The sequence below is a fragment of the Paenibacillus sp. JZ16 genome, assembly GCF_015326965.1.
GTDB lineage: Bacteria > Bacillota > Bacilli > Paenibacillales > Paenibacillaceae > Paenibacillus_AQ.
Genome location: NZ_CP017659.1, coordinates 1511256 through 1531390 on the forward strand (window position 1 = coordinate 1511256; position 20135 = coordinate 1531390).

Sequence of the window (20135 nt, forward strand, 5' to 3'; positions counted from 1 at the left end):
AAAGCGTTCACAACACCTCGGTTGCTTAGAATACGCTTCGTACCAAGCCCCCGTCGATTCGAAGCGCTGAACCGTTAATCGCCGAGGATTTGGGACTGCTGAGATACGCAACAAAATCCGCAATCTCCTCCGGTCGAATCAATCGCTGAATGATGGAAGTCGGCCGATTCTCCTTCATAAACCGCTGCTCTGCTTCTTCGATCGAAAGATCCTCATCCGGATATAGCGTATTCAGCATCGTTTCAACGCCTTCCGTAAGCGTGGAGCCAGGCATGACGGTATTCACCGTGACGCGGGTCCCTGTCGTCAGCTCAGCCAAGCTTCGGGAAAGGGACAGCTGCATCGTCTTGGTTGCGCTGTAATGTGCCATCTCCTGGGACGGCATGATGGCCGCTTCACTCGCGATAAATATAATTCGACCTTCATTGCGATTGATCATATTCTTCAAATAGTGCCGGGTTAAGCGAACTCCGCTCATGATATTGGTCTCGAAGAACCTGAACCAATCCGCATCAGGGATATCGAAAAATTCGGCAGGCTCAAATATCCCCAAATTATTGATCAGAATATCAACGACCGGAGCAGCTTCCCTGACCTGATGACAGCCCTCCTCCGTTCCGAGATCCGCCACGGCAATACGCAGCTCGGCATCCGGATGCACAGCGTGAATATCATGGATCGTCTGTTTTACTTTGTCCTCATGTCTTCCATTTATAATGACGGACGCTCCCTCGGCTGCAAGCGACATGGCAATCGCTTTGCCGATGCCGGACGTCGAGCCTGTTACCAATGCGACTTTTCCCTTCAGATCCAAATTCATTAAACATCTCTCCTTCCGTTATGTAGGAATGACTCTCCCGATTCCCGTCGTTACCGCCCGAGGTTCAGGAGAGCCACAATATTCATTAAACTTCTGTCCTTACTTAAACGCAGATTCCTTAGAAATCAAAATTGTCCGGATCCGGTCCCACCCTGTGATTTTGATTCAAACTATCGATGCGCTGCATATCCTCAGCGGACAATTCAAAATCAAAGATATCCGCATTCTCGGCGATCCGATGTTCTTTGGTCGATTTCGGAATCGTGACAACGCCGTTTTGTAAATCCCAACGAAGAATAATCTGCGCGATGGATTTATGATACTTCTCAGCAATGTGCTGAAGATCCTCTTGATCCAGCAGCTGTCCTTGCATTAATGGAGACCATGCTTCAAGCTGAATTCCATTCGCCTGGCAGTACGCCTGCAGTTTTTTTTGCGTTAGTCTTGGATGATATTCCACCTGGTTCACCATCGGTTTAATTTCCGTTTCCTTCATTAAACGCTCCAGATGATGGATCTGGAAATTGCTCACGCCAATGGCTTTAACGCGTCCTTCCTTGTACAACGTTTCTAACGCCTTCCACGCATCTATATATTTCCCTTCAACCGGCCAGTGTATAAGGTACAAATCCAAATATTCCAGACCCAGCTTTCGCAGACTTTCATCGTATGCCTTCAATGTCGATTCATAACCGAGATCGGCATTCCATACTTTAGATGTGACAAACAGATCTTCCCGTTTAATTCCGGCAGCTTCCAAGCCCTCGCGAATGCCTTGTCCAACGCCTTCTTCATTGCCGTATATGGCGGCAGTGTCTATGCTCCGATATCCATGCTGGATGGCCGTGCGAACGGCATTCACCAGCTCCGGTCCTTCTTCTACTTTAAATACGCCAAGTCCAAACCAAGGCATGTTAACTCCATTATATAAAGTGGTTGTATCTTGTAAGTGTTGTGCTGTCATGTTGATAAACCTCCGAACATTTTTTTGTTTTTGTTGTAAAAAAGTTAGCCTATACTGCAGTATCCCCGATAATACGCTTAGACATCACCTCCCTTCATAAAATGATCATTTAGGCCGCTTGCTTACTCGGCTTATCCGTCTCCTTCCGTTCCAGCTTCAAGCTCCATCCGGTGAGAACCACCGCGCCGAGCACCATCAGCGCCCCGATCCATGCCGTATGAATCAGGCCCATGGAATTCGTGATTAAGCCGCCCAGAAAAGCGCCAATGGCGATGCCGGCATTAAATGCGGCAATGTTCAGCGCGGAAGCCATATTCACAGCCCCCGGTGCAAACCGTTCAGCCAGCATGACGACATAAACCTGTAGTCCCGGCACATTCATGAAAGCCAAAAATCCCATGAGAAAAATCGTGATCAGTCCGGCCACTTGAAACGGTGCGGTAAACGTAAGCGTGATCAGCACCAGCGCTTGGGCGATGAACATATAGAATAGTGCTCGAAGCGGGTTGCGATTGGCTGCCTTTCCACCGATCACATTACCGACTGCAATGGCGATCCCGTATACCAGCAGGATGATGGCCACCGTATTTTCCTTGAAGCCTGTTATATCCTGCAGCAATGGGGATAAATAAGTGAAGACAACGAAGGTCCCCCCATAACCGAGGGCCGTAATCAGGAGCATAAGCAGCAGTCTTCCATTCGTCAGCAATTTAGCCTGGTCACGGAATGAAGTGCGTTCTCCCTTAGGCAAGTCGGAAGGGACCAGGATACTGTTCGCGATCAACGCAACAATACCGACCACGACAATGGCGACAAAAGCAAGTCTCCAGCCCCACTGTTGACCTATAAACGTACCAAGCGGAACGCCGGTAACCGTCGCTACCGTCAGCCCCGTAAACATAATGGAGATCGCGGATGCCCTGCGATTCTCAGGCACCACGCTTGCGGCAATGATCGAGCCGATCGACATAAATACGCCATGCGAAAAGGCCGAAAATACACGTGCTGCAAGCAGGATACCAATGGAAGATGCGCCCGCTGCCAAGCTGTTACCAATAATAAAAATGATCATAATCCAGAGCAGCAAAGTCTTCCTGGACATCCTTGATGTCAGCGACGTTAGGATCGGCGCACCGAAAGTAACGCCAAGCGCATACATCGAAACGGTCAATCCGGCGGTCGTGACGGATATGTTCATATCCTCCGCAATCAACGGCAGCAGCCCTACGCTGATAAATTCCGTAGTTCCGATGGCGAAGGCACTGACGGCAAGCGCCAGCAGCGCCAGCATACTTCTTTTTTTATCGATCATCATGATGTTGATATTTCCCCCTATCCTATTCTCTTGCTTATATATTGTAAAAATATTGAGTATGGTGTAATCCAGCTGGCAAATGCTATTATGATCTATATCATTTCTTGTGTGAAGAACGTACTTTTTTGTAATGTAGGTACCTGACAGTACCCTAGGTACTTTTTAGTGCCTATGAAGAATAGGAGGATGAATATGCAAACGAAGAAATACAACATCGCCGTCGAAGCGACATTGGAAGTGATCGGGGGTAAATGGAAATGCGTGATCCTCTGCCATCTGACCCATGGCCGTAAAAGAACCAATGAGCTGAAGCGTCTCATGCCGCACATCACCCAAAAAATGTTGACGCAGCAGCTGCGGGAGCTGGAGGACGACGGTGTGATCAATCGGATTATTCATAATCAAGTACCGCCTAAAGTGGAATATGAGCTGAGCGAGTACGGCATGAGTTTGAGCGGAATTCTGGATATGCTCTGTGCATGGGGCGAAAATCATATTACGAAGGTATACGGGGACAAATTCAGCGTGCTTGAGGACAGTATCCTGAATGATAAACTGAAAGTCTCGGACGAGCCCACAACCACAGATGCACGCTAGACTTGATTTATAAGCACTCTTGATACAAATAGCAAGGGCAAGGTCCGTGATCACGGACCTTGCCCTTTTCATATTCTCTCTATGTTATCAAACCATAAGATCAATTCAGGGAATGAAAGAAATGTAATGCCCTCCTGCACATTCCATGCGTAAGCACCGAGACCGCTGACTATTTCGCGTTCTCTTTCTCTTTTTGGCTGACGATCATTTCCGTCACTTCCTCAGCCTGGGCCAGGACAGCAATGGGATCAAACGGCCAGAACCGTTTGGCATCGAGATAAAACACGCGATCCTGTTTGACGGCCTCAATCGAAGTCCACACCTTGTCCTTCTTATCCAACTCGGCACCGTTAGACTCATCAAAGAAGATATAATCGCCTGCGTAATCATTCAGAACTTCCAGGGAAACCTCTTTGTAAGTCACGTTGGCATCAATCAATTCTTTTTGAATCGTTGCCGGAGGCGTTAATTGAAGCTCCTTGTATATTGCCAATCCTCCCCGATAAATGCCGTCGCCGTACAGGTAGAAGGTTTTGCCGAAAGCGCCAAAGATGGAAAAAGTTTCACCCTCTTCAATAACGCCATTCACTTTCGCGCGCAGTTCTTCTATTTTCTTATCAAATTCAGCGAGCCATTCCTTCGCTTCTACTTCTTTGCCAAGAATAGCACCCAATCCCTCTACTTCTTCGTGCACGCTTCGATAGGTTTCATAAGGCAAAATGACCGTCGGCGCGATTTTAGACAGCTTCTCGAAAACTTCCGGATCGGAGTTAGCGCTGATAATCAGGTCAGGGTTCAGTTCCACTATCTTTTCCGGAGCGCTTTCCCCCGTATTTTCTATGCCCTCAATCTTGTCTTGGATATGGACGTTCTCGAGATCCGTCGCTGTCGCGCCGACCGGCTTTTCTCCGAGCAGCAATAAGGTAGGTAAATATGCATCGACTACAATTCGCTGTGGATCGGCGGGATACTCGATCGGACCATGAATCGTATCCACCTTTCTAGTCGTAGGAGCTGCGGCTTCAGTCTGGGGCTTGTCCGCGCCTGCAGCTGTTTCGCCTGAAGAACCCGCTTCGTTGGTGGTATTTCCATTCCCGCCACATGCGGAAATCAAGAACGAACATAGGATGAGCATGGAGAGAGTTACCCGAAATTTAGATGTGAACATAGTTTCATCCTCCTCATAAAGTTTAAGCTTGGATCAAGCACCGAATTGAGCCCGATGCAATCGGCTGTATATACCATGCGCTGCGAGCAGATCTTCATGGATACCTTGTTCGGCGATACCTTTGTCTGCAACAACCACAATGCGGTCTGCATTCTTGATCGTTGCTAGTCGGTGTGCAATCACCAGGGTCGTACGTCCCTCCGACAGTTCGGCCAGCGCCTGCTGAATCGCCGCTTCGGTCTCCGCATCCAATGCAGACGTTGCTTCGTCCAAAATAAGAATCGGCGGATTCTTGAGGAACATCCGGGCGATCGACAGGCGCTGTTTCTGTCCGCCGGACAGCTTAACGCCTCTCTCGCCAATTAAGGTGTCCAGCCCATCCGGAAGCGAAGCGACCAGATCCTCAAGCTGGGCACGGCTCACGGCTTTCATAATGTCGCTATCTGCAGCATCCAGTCGGCCATAAGCAATGTTTTCGCGAATGCTGCCATCAAACAGGAATACATCCTGCTGCACGATGCCAATATGGGAACGAAGGGATTGCAGCGTCATGTCCCGGATATCGATTCCGTCAATCGTAATCCGGCCAGCAGCAGTATCATAGAAACGCGGCAGCAGAGAACACAGGGTGGTCTTGCCCGCTCCGGACGGACCCACAAGCGCAACAGTTTCACCAGCTCGAATCGATAAATCAACATCCTGCAGCACTTGATCTTTGTTCTCGTAACCGAAGGATATCCCGTGAAAGGCAATGTCTCCCCGCAAATGGTTAACTGGCTTGGCACCCGGCGAATCCGCAACGTCCGGTTCACTCTCAAGCAGCTCCAAATACCGCTTAAAACCGGCGATTCCCTTCGGATACATCTCAATCACCGCATTGATCTGTTTAATCGGACCAAGGAACACGTTGGACAGCATGACAAAAGCGATAAATTCCCCGTTGGTCATCCGCCCTTCGATTACGAACCAAGTACCGCACACCAAAACGAACAGGGAGATGAATTTCATCAGGATAAAGCTGATCGAAGAGTTCCAAGCCATGATGCGGTAAGCAACCAGCTTCGTTAAGCGGAAGCGGTTGTTGTTCTCCGCGAAACGAGCCATTTCATGCTCCTCATTCGAGAAGGCTTGTACCACTCGGATACCGCTGACGTTGTTCTCCACCCGTGCGTTGTAATCGGCAATATCGGAGAACATGCGCTTGAACGCAGCCGACATTTTCCCGCTGAAATACAGCGATAGATAGACCATCAATGGAACAATCACAAACGTCATCACCGCGAGCTCCCAGTTAAGTCCGAGCATGATGCCCAAAGCTCCGGCAAGCGTCATGACGGCGATGAACAGATCTTCCGGACCGTGGTGGGCAATTTCTCCGATATCCATCAAATCGTTTGTCATCCGCGAGACTAGATGTCCCGTCTTGTTGTTGTCAAAAAAACGGAAGGATTGCTTCTGAACCCGATCAAACAGTTTTTTGCGCATATCCGTCTCAATGTTGATGCCGAGTTTATGCCCCCAATAGGTGACGACGTAATGCAAGAAGGAACTGACAACATAAATGCCGAGTAGACCCAGACAAGCGTATAAGATCCACTTCCAGTTGCCGCTTGGCAGCAAGTCGTCAATCACGCGGTTGACGGCAACCGGGAATATCAATTCAAGTAAAGCCGCAAAGATAGCGCAGCAAAAATCCAGGATAAACAGCCCTTTATAAGGCTTGTAATAGGAAAAAAATCGACGCAGCATAAGGACCTCCTTAATCCGATATTCCGCTATTGAAATGAGCAAGTCCTTTCTTTTTAACAATTGCCCCATTTAGATCCGTGACGAACTAATCCTTTTATGCCCTCGATCTGGATAACAGGTACAGGAAATAAGGAGCACCGATCACCGCAACCACGATCCCCGTCGGAATCTCAGATGGTTGGATGATCCAACGTCCAAGGGTATCGGCTGTGATAACCAGCAGTGCACCAACCAGTGCCGTTACCGGCAGCAGCAGCTGATGCTTCGCACCGACCAAGCGTCTGGACAGGTGGGGTGCGATAAGTCCGACAAATCCAATTCCGCCGCTTACCGCAACGCACGAGGCTGCCAAGCCAACCGCCGCTGCCAACAGCTTCAGCTGCTCCCTCGTGACAGAAGCACCGAGTCCGGTCGCCATCGGTTCTCCAAGATTGAGAACGTTCATCACCTGCGCTTTATACATGACGAAGGGCAGAAGCACAAGGATCCATGGGAGCAATGCCAATACATACTTCCAACTCGAACCCCAAATGCTGCCCGCCAGCCAAGTGGCAACAAACTGATATTTTTCAGGACTCAAGCGCAGCGTTAGCACAATCATTGCCGCACTGATGCCAGCCGCAACGGCAATCCCTGTTAAGAGCAGCCCCGTCGGCTTAAAGCCCTGATTCTTCTTATAGGCCAGCACGCATATTAATGCAGCGGTTAAACTTGCCCCAATCAATGCAAGCACCGGCAATAGATAGACAGGAGCCGCCGTCGTACTTGGAAAAAATGAAATGAACAGCATCACCATCAACCCTGCACCTGCATTAATCCCCAAGATACCCGGATCCGCCAGCTCATTACGGGATATTCCCTGCATCACACATCCCGATATCGCTAAGCCTGCCCCAATCAGCAGCGAGATGACGATACGCGGCAAGCGGAATTCGAACAGCACCAGCTCCTGCTTATCCGTCCCGCCGCCAAACAGTGTTTTTATGACCTCAAGCGGCGACAAACGAATGACCCCCGTGTTCATACTGATTAGGAATATTAGAACGATCAGGGCAGCCAGCACAGACAGGGTGAAAATTTTGCGCTTCTTGTCTTTTCGCCCATGCATGGTATTCGTGATGGTCTCCATTACAGCTCCCTCCTTTCTTTGCGTGCCAAGTAGAGGAAGAAGGGCACCCCGATCAGTGCGATGATCGCGCCCACCGGTGTCTCGTAAGGAGGGTTCACCATTCTTGCTGCTAAGTCGGCAATGACGACCAGCAAGCTCCCAAGAACGGCCGAGCAAGGAATGATGAGGCGGTAATCCACACCAACCAGCTTGCGGGTGACGTGCGGAATCATGAGACCGACAAAGCCTACCGCACCGACAACCGAGACGGCAGCCCCTGCCAGCACCAGCACGATCACCGTTCCGGCCAGCTTGACGAGACCCGTTCGCTGCCCGAGCCCGCGGGCGATCTCATCGCCGAGGCTGAGCATGGTAATAGAGCGTGACAATGCAATAGCTCCCAATATAGCAGCGACGATCCACGGCAGCATAATCTTCAGGTGGACCCACTTAATCCCCGCGGTTCCGCCGGCATACCAGAACGCCATGTCCTGTCCGACCTGAAAATACAATGCAATCCCTTCGCTAAGCGCACTTAACAAAGCACTAAGGGCAGCACCCGCAAGAACGAGACGTACCGGCGTTAGGCCTCCTTTTGCCATGGAACTGACCCCATACACGAGAACCGCTCCTAATCCTGCTCCAAGGAATGAGAACAGAATCAGGTACATATAAGGCAGCCCCGGAAAAAAGGAAAAACAGAGGGCAATGGCAAAACCCGCTCCCGCATTTAATCCGAGCAAACCGGAATCAGCGAGCGGATTGCGGGTCATCCCCTGCATGATCGCGCCGGATACGGCAAAGCAGGCGCCCACCATCGCCCCGCCGAGGACTCTCGGCAAGCGCAGTTCCTGTATGATCTGATGCTCCGTCACGTCGGGATTAAAGAAGAACACCGCTTCCCAAACATTTCGCAGATCAATATCGGCCGCTCCGAGCGATATCGATAAAGCTATGCCAAGCACCAGCGCTGCAACGCCGCCCGTAAGAATCAGGGTCGCAGCCCATGGTCGCCCCTTGAGTGTAACGTGGATCTTGGAATTTGTAAGACTTGGATTGGACGTGTTTGCTGACATCATTTTCCCCTCAATACTATGATATTGATTCTCATTATCAACTGTAACTATAAAATACAGGTCTTTCCTGCGTCCATGGACATCTTGAATTTCTCACCTGAAAAAAGTCCATGCCCAAGTCAAGCGTTTTTTTTTCCAAATATAAGCGATACTGCTTTGGGCTTAACTAAATGCCCCGCTCCTAATGGATTGTGCCATTGACACGGAAACCTCTATTCCATTACAATAAATGCTAATTGAATGAGGCGATGGAGTTCGCCATAACCGCTTCGATAGCTAATGACTCCTACCAGAGGTCGCTTTCCTGGTAGGAGTCTGTTTGTGTATTGAAGGGTTAGCGGCGAATATATAGAAACGGGTGAAATTGCATGATTAAAAAATGGTTTAACGCTGCCGAAAAATGGCCATACGCCTTGTTGTCCGGTTACTTCATCAAATGGATCGTTCTGGGAAGTTTTGTAGGATTGATGACGGGCAGCGCCTCCGCCTTCTTTCTTTACAGTCTGGACTATGTAACCTCCCTTCGCATGGAGAATCCTTGGCTGCTGTTCTTCCTTCCCTTGGGAGGGGCCGGGGTCAGCTTCCTATATTACAAGTTTGGCAAGAGCAGCACCAAAGGGAATAATCTCATCCTTGAACAAATCCATGGCGGTACGGAATCCGTACCATTGCGCATGGCGCCTTTAGTGCTAATCGGGACATTGATCACGCATCTGTTTGGGGGATCTGCAGGACGAGAGGGTACTGCCGTTCAGATGGGAGGAAGTTTATCGGAGGGGTTCGGCAAGCTTATCCGCGTAACGCCGGCGGATCGAAAAATACTGCTAATCTGCGGAATTAGCGGCGGTTTCGGATCCATCTTCGGCACGCCGCTGGCGGGAACCCTATTTGGACTTGAAGTGCTTGCCATCGGACTGATCTCGCATCAAGCCCTTTTCCCTGCATTCGTAGCCAGCTTGGTCGGGAATCTGATCGCCACCTCCCTATGGGGCGTCAGCCATCTGCATTATCCAATCGGAGAAATTCCGGCTTTGAGTTTCCTCGTAATCCTAAAGGTGATTTTCGCCTCGATTCTCTTTGGTCTGACAAGCCGGCTGTTCAGTGAGCTAACCCATTCCTTGAAGCAGTGGTACGGTTATTTCTTCCACAATCCGATGATCAAAAGCGCTGTCGGGGGCATCATCATCATTGCGCTGGTTTATCTGCTTGGGACACGCGAATATTTGGGACTGGGACTCCCCCTGATTGAAGCCTCCTTCACAGACGAGGTATCGCCTCTCGCCTTTCTCGGCAAGATCCTCTTTACCTCGCTGACGCTCGGAGCAGGTTTCCAAGGAGGGGAAGTAACCCCGCTGTTTGCCATCGGTGCAACGCTGGGCAACGCGTTATCCGAATGGATCGGATTATACGCTCCGTTCCTGGCTGCACTAGGATTTATTGCCGTCTTCTGCGGAGCGACGAACACCCCGATTGCTTGCTTTATTATGGGAATCGAACTGTTCGGCGGGGAAGGCGCCGTGTATATGTTGATGGCCTGCGTTATCAGCTACCTGTTCTCCGGGCACTCCGGCATCTATACCTCCCAACAAATCGGCATATCCAAACACCCGCTTCTCTCGTTTCCGCTGGGCACAACGCTTGCGGGTGCAAAAACGTTAAATAAACAGAAGCACAAACAAAAGACGTCCAAGTAATCGGACGTCTTTTGCCTTTACACCGAGCTTTTGCGAATCGAACGGTAACTAAATAGAGCAAGGATGAGCGTGATCGGAATGAACCACAGCGACAATTCAAAAGCAGTGTTTTTCACAACCCAGTCAATCACATGTCCCCACCGGCCATATTGGGTAATCAGTACGCTGAGCCCCGATAATAGAATGAAATAGGCCGCAAGCATGACAAAGGTTTTAATACCACGATGCCGAAGATAGAAAACACCGATTCCCATCCCGATAAAGGCAAATGAAACAAGTACTATGAAATAGATCATAAATTGTTCTAGCAACGTGCCGTCATTTAAATACGGCAGTTTAAAGAAAGATACCCGATTTCCCCAAGAACCCGTTGACCGTTCAACTTCAGCTAATATCAATAAAATGATTGACGTAAAGATGCTGTACGAAACCAACATAAGAACAGATCCTGCAAAGAAGTCCGTTCTTCGAATACTGAACCCTAGGGCGAATGGAAACAGCTGCAGCACCGAAACCAAAGCCCCGACAAAGACATAGATAAAAATCGTAGCCAAGCCACCGGCATAGAATGAATCTCCATTAACCATTAGGCTGATAAAATAGTTAGTCAGAAAACTGAATGCCGTGATTGCCCAAGGCAAGTAAATCCAGGATAATTTCTGTTTCGTATAAATACGCAGTACGCCAGGAATTCCGTTCATAGTTGGCCCCCCACCTTTTCACGCTTAGTCAGATATACGATTAACTGCTGAAGGGAGACGGGGGCTGTTTCCAAACCCAATTCTTCCGCCTCTTTTTTTAACTTCGTTGATGCGCTTCCCATTAACGTAACGGACAACATGGAAGCGAAAGACTCCCGATGGATCACTTCCTGCCCCTGGATGAACGATTCGACCATCCCGGAGGGACCGACGATCGTATAAGCGCGTCCCCGCAAATCATCCGTGGCGTCGTCCAGCAATATTTTCCCGCCATCAATGACAATGATATGCTCCAGCAGTCTGCTAACCTCGTCGATCAAATGAGTGGACAGAATTATCGTACGCGGATGATCGGTGTAATCCTCGATCAATTGATCATAGAACAGCTCTCTGGCCACGGCATCCAGACCCAGATAAGGCTCATCAAAGATCGTAATGGGTGCGCGGCTGGCGAGTCCGACAATGATGCCAACCGACGATAGCATACCGCGGGACAATCTTTTCACGAGTCGCTTCATGGGCAATCGAAATACCTCGATCAGTTCCTTGGCATATTCCGCATCCCAGTTTGGATATACGCTCGCTGCAGTTTCCATCACATCCCTGACCGTGAACAGATCCGGATACTTCTGGCCTTCCTTAATAAAGCATACCTGCTGGATGACCTTTAGATTTTCATAAGGATGCTCACCAAATACGCGGATCTCACCCTGGGTTGCGAATAGTTGCGCTGTGATCATCTGCATGATGGTCGTTTTGCCGGCTCCGTTCCTTCCCAGCAATCCGTAGATCTTGTTGGCTTCTACCGTAAAGCTCACATTATCGACGGCCATAGTATCCTTATATTTCTTACTCAAATTCTTGACTTCAATCACGGTTTGGCTCATCAGTCTTGCTCCCCTCTGCGGATCATTTCCGATAATTGATCTTTGGTAATCCCAAGCTTCGCCGCTTCCTTAACCATGGCGACAACGTACTGCTCATAAAACTCCGTCTTGCGCTTCTCCATCAGCAATTCACGAGCCCCTGAGGCTACAAACATGCCAATCCCCCGTTTCTTGTACAAAATCCCTTGATCCACCAGCAGATTAACGCCTTTGGCAGCCGTTGCCGGATTGATCTGGTAAAAGGCTGCAAACTGATTCGTTGACGGAACCTGTGTCTCCTCAGGCAGTCGTGCTTCGATGATGTCGTCTTCGATTTTGTCGGCAATTTGCATGAATATCGGTCTGCTGTCATCAATCTGAAATGCCATTTACCTCACCAACTTTCGTTTATAACCTTCATTGCATCATTGGTTAATTACTCATGTAATTAACCATATAAGAGACGAAGCCCCTTGTCAATGGGTTGTCGGAATATATTTACAAAAATCAAGCAAACACAAGACTTTTGTCCTAAACAAATAGTCCTTACCTTCCGATAAAGTATAGGCGCAATCCAGCGTTGCCCACTACAGATAAAGAGAAGAAGGAGCTTGAGAGGAACATGAAAAGAATCATTGCAATCGTTGTACTAGCCATGCTGACGGTAATAACGCCGCTGTATGCCGCATCCGCCGCCAAGAATTTGGCTTACGTGGACAAAAACGGCCAGTCCTATATTTCGGTCGGGGTCCTCAAGACCTATGATGGTGTAAAAGTGGCGTATACAGCCGCTGAAAAAAAACTCCATATTACTCGCGAAGATACTGCTCTCACCCTATACCTGGGCAGTCGGAATGCATACGTAAATGGCAAGAAGGTTCAGTCTAAAGCAATTCCGTTCTCCGAAAACGGCTCTACCTATGTACCCCTGCAATTTGTCAGTCAACATCTGGGCTTAAAGCTATCCTGGGGCCATAATAGATCCACCCTGAAAATTACGGACGGGAATGTAGCACACACGCTTCCTGTTCTATCTGGAACATTCATATCCAGCCAAACCAAGCCCGTGACGTCGACTAGAAAAACCTTTAAGGTTGGCTCCCGTTCCTTCAGCGCACAGGTGGTCACCGTTTCACTTCTCCATCCGAAGGTGGAACTGGACGTTGTTCTGGCAGGCAATAAAGCAGGGAAAGTCGAGGATTTGCGCAGTATAGCCAAGCGCAGCAAAGCCGTAGTAGCTATTAACGGCACATTCTTTGATGCCTACACTTCCGGTGCATACAAAGCGCCTTACGGCTATTTGGTCAGCAAAGGCAATATTTTGCACAAGGCCTCGGGGGATAATCGAACGATCTTCGCCTATGACAACAACAGTCTGGCCGCCATGATTCCAGGACTTGATTTCAAATCCGTATATGATGCCGGACATATGGAAGGAGCCCTTCAAGCTGGCCCGCGTCTGCTGACTGACGGCAAGGTGACCCTGGACGTCAAGAAGGAAGGCTTCAAAGATCCGAAGATTCTAACAGGCGGCGGCGCACGGAGCGCTTTAGGTATCACGAAGGATCATAAACTGATCATGTTAACGACTGGCGGAGCAACCATTCCACAACTTGCGGAAATCATGAGGCAAGCCGGGGCATACCAAGCGATGAACCTGGATGGCGGTGCCTCCAGCGGCTTGTATTATAATGGATCGTACTTAACGACGCCTGGGCGGCAGATTAGTAATGCCATTGTCGTAAAATATAAATAGTTACCTCCTCTCCCCTGTTTATCCGGTTCTTCTACCGGCTGATCAGGGGTTTTCTTTATAAGCAGCACTACCTCCGCTTCGAGCTGCATATGCTGATCAAGAAAATGTTTCACCATGAGCACCTATTGTGTAAATATATAGCAAACTGTCTTTTGTGAACGATTCGTAGGCTGTGGTTCATTCAGCGGGGGGTGGATTCCATTACATCGTCTATTGCGGTCATACGGACGAAAATCAGGGACACGATCGAGGGGATATATCGGGTTTGGAGGGAATGGATTGGGAAATACCCTTTCATTGCCAAGGTGTATCACTTATTTTCCTGGCTTTCCCTACTTGTACTCGTTATTAGTCTGGTGCTGATCGAAGAATCACGGACCATGCTAGTTCAATATTTATGGTCTTTCTACGTATTGCTGCAATTTTGGCTGCTAAGCCGAAGCAAAACCGTTGCCTGGAAACAGGTCAGCTTGTTTGTTCTCTCAGGGGTTCTTATGGTCATTCCCTTGACCAATGGGACCATGCAGGGACTTCATTTGATTTTTGGAGGACGGACTACCGATACATGGTCATTTGCCGTCATGACCCCGGTTGTTGAGGAAATTTACAAGCTATTGCCGCTGGGACTGTATTTGTTTTTTTCAAGAAGAGCCACGACGTTAAGCCTTAGCGATTATGTATTGTTAGGGGCTGCTCCCGGCATTGGCTTTCAATTTATGGAGGAGCTGTCGAGGCGCCTGGTCCAAAGCAATTACGGGGTGTCGTTTCTCGGCGGCAAAACGCTGCATTGGGAGTTCTTCGATTTATTTCCGGGCTACTTCGAGGAAAGTTTTATTCCGACCATGATGAATGTTACGCATCCTGTACATAGTGCCATGATCGCCCTTGGAATCGGCATCGCTTTCCGGTACGCCAAGCGTCTCTCTCGCTGGACCTATGCTTTTCCGACTGTCCTTCTCCTCTGGGCGATCCTGAACCATGCGGCCTGGAATGGGCAGAATCGGCTGCCGGAGTGGATACTGACTCTTCATGAGTGGACCGGTGAAGGCTACCGAACCGAAGGCTTCTTCCTGCTCCTGCTGGTTGCAGGTTTGTTCATCGACTACTTCGATTTGCATCGAATCCGTGACCGTCTCCCGGTTCTGAAGGGTGAGGGCCTTATCAATCCATTAACGGAGTGTTGGCAGATGGCGCGGGCTCTCTTAACAGACCGGAAACGCCTAGGTTACCTGATGGCATTCTACCGAGAACGGCGCGAGCTCGGATATTCGTTATTATATGGCAATCTTGAAGCAGCAAACCAAAGGGATCAGATTCAGGAGAAGGTTAGACAGTATACTGCCGTTCTGGGAGCTATCGGCATCCTCATGCTTGCTGCAGGGCTTCTCTCCGCTATCGGCACTTCGATGATTGCTGCTGACTCCTCCTGTTTCGCATGCTTGTTCGACTCACTCCAGAACTGGTGGGACCGGCTTAGCGGCTGGGAGCAAGCGGGTATCATACTGGGAGCCTTTGCCCTTTCGCTGCTGTTTGTCAGCTTCTGGCCTGCTCTTGGCATTGCCTTGACCGGTGCAGGCATTGCGGGTGGCGGACACGAGATTGCCGGATACATCCGCGACCCGAAAAAGCTGCTGTCCCCACAAAATGCGGCAGCTGCCGTGTTAGCCGTCATCCTCAGCCGCATTCCGATAGGTAAAGGGGTATCTTGGCTGTCCAATAAGCTGGGTCCCACTGCGAGAAGGTGGCTGGATACGCTTTCCGAGAAGCTAGGTTTGAAAACGCGCAATGAGCCGGATGTTCCCACTGGCGGAACTCGGGATCCGAAGCCGGACACTACGAATGAACAGCCGGAAGAGGCTCCGAGGAAGCCGGAGGAAGATAAGCCTGACAACGAAAAGCCGGATGAAAATAAGCCGAATGATAAACCGGATGAAGAAAAACCTGACGAAACGGAAGGAACCCCGCAAGAGGTACCGAGATATTCCGGAGAGCTGCAGAAGGTTAACAAGCCGGATGCTGCCGCGGATGCGCTTGCGGAGCGACTTGGCGGCGAATCGAGAATGAAGTTTGATTCCGACCCGATCGGCAGGGAATTCGACGCCATTAGCGATGAGTATGTTGCCCAGACCAAGCCTGCCCTGCAGCAGGTTAACAAAAAGGTCCGCGATCAAATGAAAGCGACCTTCGAAGCTGCGGAGCAGACCGGCAGAAAGGTCTATTATCATTTTGAAGGGGAGCCAGCCCAATCGGTTATTGACAAATTACATGAATACAGCCAAAGATATGGAATAGAAGTCCACATTGATACCGATCCATTATAACGACAAGGAGTGAGCATTCATGTATGAATTTCACGGCTGGGCTGCCATTCAGGAGAATCCTGCGGAGGCGGATGCCGGGCAGCTCGACATGATCATTCAGAAAATACAGCTTAAGATAACCGAATTTGCTTGGGGAAGCGGCTTGTTATCCTTAAATGCGGCTAACGGCTCCTATTACCTTCATGTCGGAGGTTTTACGAACCGCAAGGGAGCCGAGGCTGCCGAGATCGTTGCGCTGTACCAATTGATCGGCGAAATCGCGCCCGGTTCATACGGTCTTCTGTATACCAGAGACGATGAGAATCTGGAAGGCTATGATAACGAATTCCGGGTTCAGGTGCTGGCACGCGGGCAGTTGAAGGAACAAAGCGATCCATTTCTCTCCCCTTGCGTCCCGGTGATCGAAGACGAAGTCGATTAATGACATGATAACTAAAGTTAGATAATAAAAGAAATCCCGTTACTCGCTACGTCATGATGTTCTCATGGATGGCGGGTTACGGGATTTATGGTTTATCTGGATATGGATCATCTATTCAATGATGTAACTACATACTCTTTGCACAAATAGATTGTGATTGCCACTGTGACTTAAGCTCGTCCGTTCAATTCTTCCATCGTTGCCTGTATGATGATCCGCAGGCCATTCAACATCGTTTCATGGGATAAAGTCGGCAAGGACGGCTTCTCCACGGCCATCTCCGTCGATGCCGGAAAATGTACAAAACCGCCAATGGCAGACTTTTGCTTTAGGCGAATATCGTTCAAAATCGCATACATCGTATTATTGCAAATATACGTTCCGGCTGTATTAGATACCGCAGCTGGAATTCCCGCTTCCTTCAGCCTGTTGACCATCAAACGGATGGGAAGGGTTGAAAACAGTCCGTCCGGTCCATCGGCGTCTATCGGCTCATCTTGAGGTCTTGCCCCCGATTATCCGAAATCGTCGATTCCGGCGGTATGTCCTTGATATTGATGGCGATGCGTTCCGGTGTAATGGCGGTCCGCCCACCCGCTACGCCGCAGGCAATGACCGCATCGGGCTCGTATGCCTTCATCTCTTGCAGCAGAATCTCCGCACACTCATCGTAATGTACGGGAAGAAGCAGCGTTCTGATCTCTGCACCGGGGAAGGAATCGTGCTTGATGTCCTCAACCAGTCTCTCCGTTGGATTAACTGAGCTGCCGCCAAAAGGTTCAAAGCCTGAAATTAATATTTTTAGCATGTATCATATCTCCTGTACTCGTTTATGTAAACTGCCGGGTCACGAAAATCGTACTAGCTTTTATTATAGCAGTGCTTGAACGCTTACGCCTTCAGCTTCAAGCCGTGATCGCAAGGCGCTCGCGAATAGCGTTGCATGCGGTCCATCTCCATGAATGCAGACGGTATCTGCCGCAATGGGGATCACCTTGCCGCTCAGGGTAACTACCACTTTGTTTTTCACCATTCGGACTACTTGCGTGACCGCAGCACCGGGATCGGTTATGATGGCATCCGGCAGATGTCTCGGCGTGAGTGTGCCGTCATCCTGGTAGGTACGATCCGCAAACACTTCACTTGCTGTGCGAAGCCCTGCCTTCTCCCCCGCTGCGATTAACTCGCTGCCTGCCAACCCATACAGAATGAGTGTTGGATCGATATCCTTGATTGCCGATGCAATCGCATCCGCAAGGGCTCTGGATGTCGCTGCCATATTATACAGGGCACCGTGAGGTTTTACATGCTGCAGCCCGGACCCTTCCTGTATCGCAAAAGCCATCAAAGCTCCAATCTGATAGGTTACCATATCATAAGCTTCGGCAGGCGTAATCTCCATTCTTCTTCTTCCGAAGCCGGCCAGATCGGGCAAGCCCGGGTGCGCGCCGATTGCGGCACCACTCTCGATCGCTTGACGGACCGTTGCCCGCATGACCGCCGGATCGCCTGCATGAAATCCGCAAGCGATGTTGGCCGAAGTTATACTGCGAAGAAGCTCCGTATCATTGCCTAACCTGTAAGCACCGTAGCTCTCTCCCATATCACAGTTCAGGTCCACTCGAACCATGCTGACTCACCACTCCTTTAATTTAAGCTTGATCATGGACTCCAACATTCGAAACTCCCGAACATGAGCCGTATAGAGCTGTTCTGCTTCAGCCAACGAAATGCCCGCAAAGCGAATCGCTGCTCCAGGCGACAGCTGAGCGATCAGCGAAATATCGACGGTTGCCACTTGCGCAATTTTAGGGTACCCTCCAAGCGTCTGCCGATCCGCCATTAGAATGATGGGCTGGCCATCTGCAGGTACCTGTACCGTTCCAAGGGCCACCGGCTCGGATATATATTCCTTTTCATGGGTCAATTGAAGCAGCGGACCGGACAACCTGTAGCCCATACGGTCCGATTGCGGAGTAACGGTGAACCGTTCTCCGAACAGCGCCTGCTTGCTGCCGTCGTCAAAGTCATCATATTGACGCCCTTTCAGCACACGTATCAACGTCTCCTGTCCTGGACCAGGATACCTTTCAGCAGAGACGGCCCATTTTGCGGTGAGGAAACCGCCATAATCATCAAGGTATCGTTCAGACGAGACCACAGGAAGCATAGAAAGATGGGCATGCAGCGTATCCCCCGTCTTCAACGGCCTCCCTTCATACCCGCCGATTCCGGCCCTTAAATAGGTGCTGCTGCTGCCCATTACCTGGTTGACATCAAATCCGCCCGACACCGCCATATAAGAACGGCAACCCGATACCGGCTGTTGAAACCTCAGAACACGGCCTGCTTTGATCAGCACGGGACGCCACATCGGAACCTTCACTCCTTCTATCGAGGGTGATAAATCCCCGCCGGTAATGGCAACCCACCGATCGCTATGAAATTCAACCGCAAATCCTGACCATGTAATTTCCAGAACGGCCTGATCATCCTCATTGCCAACTAGTCGATTGGCGATCCGATAAGCAGAGGTATCCATTGCTCCAGCCGTGATAATGCCGTATCTGCCGTAACCCCGTCTTCCCGCATCCTGAAGAGTCACAAGAAGTCCCGGCTTTATAACGGTTATACTCATAGACCCACTTCCCTTAACTGTTCGTATTCCTCCGCTTGAATAGGCCGAAACCGGATATATTGCCCGCTCTTCAACAGCGTTGGAGGCTCCGCTTCGGGACGAAATAAACCGAGCGGCGTCCGGCCGATAATCTGCCACCCACCCGGCGTTTCGATCGGATATATGCCGGTTTGCGTGCCGGCAATTCCTACGGATCCAGCCGGAATTTGCAGCCGGGGAGTCTGTTTCCTCGGTGTCGCAATCTGCTCCGGAACACCTCCAACATAGGGGAAGCCGGGCGCGAATCCAATGGCGTATACCAAGTAATCCTGCCCGGAATGAATACGAATGACATCCCTGGGGGTAAGGTCGTTCTGCTGAGCTACTTCCTCCAGATCCGGCCCATAGTCGCCCCCATAACAAATCGGTATGTCAACAACCTCATATTTCGTGATGTTCTTCTCTTCGGCTCCCGCCTCCATCCGCTGCTCGAGCATCGAACAGACGTAAGCAAACACGGTATCGAATCCGTCCGGTTTGCCGATCTTATCATAATCATAGTAAACCGCTACGCTCGTATACGAAGGGATGCATTCGATCCAGCCTGGAAAAGGGTTCTGCTCTATTCGTCTCGTCATAGCCGTGACCTGGCGATGCACCTTCTCACTCACGATATTTTCGAATTGTATGTGAACAGCCGAATCCCCTAAAGGGAAGAACGAATAAGACTTGCTCATAGGACATTCTCCATTCCATATGTACTGCTGATTATCGTCAATATTGAATGATTATTCCTATGATAGCAGAGAAACAGGCATCCGTTGAATATGCAATTTTATTATTTGTCGATGGAATCAGGAACAGTTGACTCTGACGGATCAGGCCAAGCGTCCATGCTGTATATCTGTATAATTTTAGGGAATGGTTGGCAAAATACTGAAGACGTACTTTGATAAGGAGGT

18 protein-coding genes, 1 pseudogene and 1 riboswitch are annotated in these 20135 nt (G+C 49.9%); of the genes and pseudogenes, 5 read left to right on the forward strand and 14 right to left on the reverse strand.

What is annotated here, in order from left to right:
* Positions 1 to 25: 25 nt before the first annotated feature.
* The 3 genes from BJP58_RS06655 to BJP58_RS06665 form a co-directional block, all read right to left on the reverse strand.
* Positions 26 to 820 carry an SDR family NAD(P)-dependent oxidoreductase gene (locus BJP58_RS06655; RefSeq protein WP_194543312.1) on the reverse strand — a complete coding sequence of 265 codons (795 nt, stop codon included), beginning with the start codon at positions 818 to 820 and terminating at the stop codon, positions 26 to 28.
* 118 nt (positions 821 to 938) lie between these two features.
* Complete coding sequence (locus BJP58_RS06660; protein WP_194543313.1) at positions 939 to 1784, reverse strand: aldo/keto reductase; 846 nt, start codon at positions 1782 to 1784, stop codon at positions 939 to 941.
* Between the two features lie 109 nt (positions 1785 to 1893).
* The gene (locus BJP58_RS06665) at positions 1894 to 3099 is read right to left on the reverse strand and encodes an MFS transporter (protein WP_194543314.1); all 1206 of its coding nucleotides are present in this window, start codon (positions 3097 to 3099) and stop codon (positions 1894 to 1896) included.
* Positions 3100 to 3291: 192 nt separating this feature from the next.
* On the opposite strand from BJP58_RS06665, the gene BJP58_RS06670 reads away from it, so the two are divergent.
* Positions 3292 to 3696, forward strand: coding sequence for a winged helix-turn-helix transcriptional regulator (locus BJP58_RS06670; RefSeq protein WP_194543315.1), 405 nt, complete (start codon positions 3292 to 3294; stop codon positions 3694 to 3696).
* 169 nt (positions 3697 to 3865) lie between these two features.
* Here BJP58_RS06670 and BJP58_RS06675 read toward each other — a convergent pair whose 3' ends face one another.
* The 4 genes from BJP58_RS06675 to BJP58_RS06690 form a co-directional block, all read right to left on the reverse strand.
* The gene (locus tag BJP58_RS06675; RefSeq protein ID WP_194543316.1) at positions 3866 to 4864 is read right to left on the reverse strand and encodes an ABC transporter substrate-binding protein; all 999 of its coding nucleotides are present in this window, start codon (positions 4862 to 4864) and stop codon (positions 3866 to 3868) included.
* 33 nt (positions 4865 to 4897) lie between these two features.
* Complete coding sequence (locus BJP58_RS06680) at positions 4898 to 6613, reverse strand: ABC transporter ATP-binding protein (RefSeq protein WP_194543317.1); 1716 nt, start codon at positions 6611 to 6613, stop codon at positions 4898 to 4900.
* 94 nt (positions 6614 to 6707) lie between these two features.
* Positions 6708 to 7742, reverse strand: a complete 1035-nt coding sequence (locus tag BJP58_RS06685; protein ID WP_194543318.1) for a FecCD family ABC transporter permease — start codon at positions 7740 to 7742, stop codon at positions 6708 to 6710.
* On the reverse strand, positions 7742 to 8797 hold the full coding sequence (locus tag BJP58_RS06690; RefSeq protein WP_194544855.1) for a FecCD family ABC transporter permease: 1056 nt from the start codon (positions 8795 to 8797) through the stop codon (positions 7742 to 7744). The genes BJP58_RS06685 and BJP58_RS06690 overlap by 1 nt, the downstream gene beginning before the upstream one ends.
* A gap of 235 nt (positions 8798 to 9032) precedes the next feature.
* A riboswitch (Fluoride riboswitch) is annotated at positions 9033 to 9093 on the forward strand.
* Positions 9094 to 9165: 72 nt separating this feature from the next.
* Between BJP58_RS06690 and BJP58_RS06695 the strand changes: the two genes are divergently transcribed.
* Positions 9166 to 10491, forward strand: coding sequence for a voltage-gated chloride channel family protein (locus tag BJP58_RS06695; RefSeq protein ID WP_194543319.1), 1326 nt, complete (start codon positions 9166 to 9168; stop codon positions 10489 to 10491).
* A 17-nt stretch (positions 10492 to 10508) separates the two neighbouring features.
* Here the strand turns inward: BJP58_RS06695 and BJP58_RS06700 are convergent, their stop codons facing one another.
* Genes BJP58_RS06700 through BJP58_RS06710 form a run of 3 tightly spaced genes read right to left on the reverse strand, consistent with a single transcriptional unit; the run spans position 10509 to position 12447 of the window.
* Positions 10509 to 11192 carry a hypothetical protein gene (locus BJP58_RS06700; protein WP_194543320.1) on the reverse strand — a complete coding sequence of 228 codons (684 nt, stop codon included), beginning with the start codon at positions 11190 to 11192 and terminating at the stop codon, positions 10509 to 10511.
* Complete coding sequence (locus tag BJP58_RS06705) at positions 11189 to 12079, reverse strand: ABC transporter ATP-binding protein (RefSeq protein WP_194543321.1); 891 nt, start codon at positions 12077 to 12079, stop codon at positions 11189 to 11191. Before BJP58_RS06705 ends, BJP58_RS06700 begins: the two co-directional genes overlap by 4 nt.
* Positions 12079 to 12447, reverse strand: a complete 369-nt coding sequence (locus BJP58_RS06710; RefSeq protein ID WP_009591066.1) for a GntR family transcriptional regulator — start codon at positions 12445 to 12447, stop codon at positions 12079 to 12081. Before BJP58_RS06710 ends, BJP58_RS06705 begins: the two co-directional genes overlap by 1 nt.
* 233 nt (positions 12448 to 12680) lie before the next feature.
* On the opposite strand from BJP58_RS06710, the gene BJP58_RS06715 reads away from it, so the two are divergent.
* The 3 genes from BJP58_RS06715 (at position 12681) to BJP58_RS06725 (ending at position 16556) form a co-directional block, all read left to right on the forward strand.
* Positions 12681 to 13814 carry a phosphodiester glycosidase family protein gene (locus BJP58_RS06715; RefSeq protein WP_194543322.1) on the forward strand — a complete coding sequence of 378 codons (1134 nt, stop codon included), beginning with the start codon at positions 12681 to 12683 and terminating at the stop codon, positions 13812 to 13814.
* A 305-nt stretch (positions 13815 to 14119) separates the two neighbouring features.
* Positions 14120 to 16135 carry a restriction endonuclease fold toxin gene (locus BJP58_RS06720; protein ID WP_233354995.1) on the forward strand — a complete coding sequence of 672 codons (2016 nt, stop codon included), beginning with the start codon at positions 14120 to 14122 and terminating at the stop codon, positions 16133 to 16135.
* Positions 16136 to 16154: 19 nt separating this feature from the next.
* Positions 16155 to 16556 carry an immunity 7 family protein gene (locus tag BJP58_RS06725; protein WP_194543323.1) on the forward strand — a complete coding sequence of 134 codons (402 nt, stop codon included), beginning with the start codon at positions 16155 to 16157 and terminating at the stop codon, positions 16554 to 16556.
* Between the two features lie 170 nt (positions 16557 to 16726).
* Here BJP58_RS06725 and BJP58_RS06730 read toward each other — a convergent pair.
* From BJP58_RS06730 to pxpB, 4 genes and pseudogenes are all read right to left on the reverse strand, one after another.
* Positions 16727 to 17364 (reverse strand): annotated as a pseudogene (locus tag BJP58_RS06730) (pyroglutamyl-peptidase I).
* Between the two features lie 63 nt (positions 17365 to 17427).
* Positions 17428 to 18186 carry a LamB/YcsF family protein gene (locus tag BJP58_RS06735; RefSeq protein WP_194543324.1) on the reverse strand — a complete coding sequence of 253 codons (759 nt, stop codon included), beginning with the start codon at positions 18184 to 18186 and terminating at the stop codon, positions 17428 to 17430.
* A gap of 6 nt (positions 18187 to 18192) precedes the next feature.
* Positions 18193 to 19194, reverse strand: a complete 1002-nt coding sequence (locus BJP58_RS06740; protein WP_194543325.1) for a 5-oxoprolinase subunit C family protein — start codon at positions 19192 to 19194, stop codon at positions 18193 to 18195.
* Complete coding sequence (gene pxpB / locus BJP58_RS06745) at positions 19191 to 19910, reverse strand: 5-oxoprolinase subunit PxpB (RefSeq protein ID WP_194543326.1); 720 nt, start codon at positions 19908 to 19910, stop codon at positions 19191 to 19193. Before pxpB ends, BJP58_RS06740 begins: the two co-directional genes overlap by 4 nt.
* Positions 19911 to 20135 lie beyond the last annotated feature (225 nt).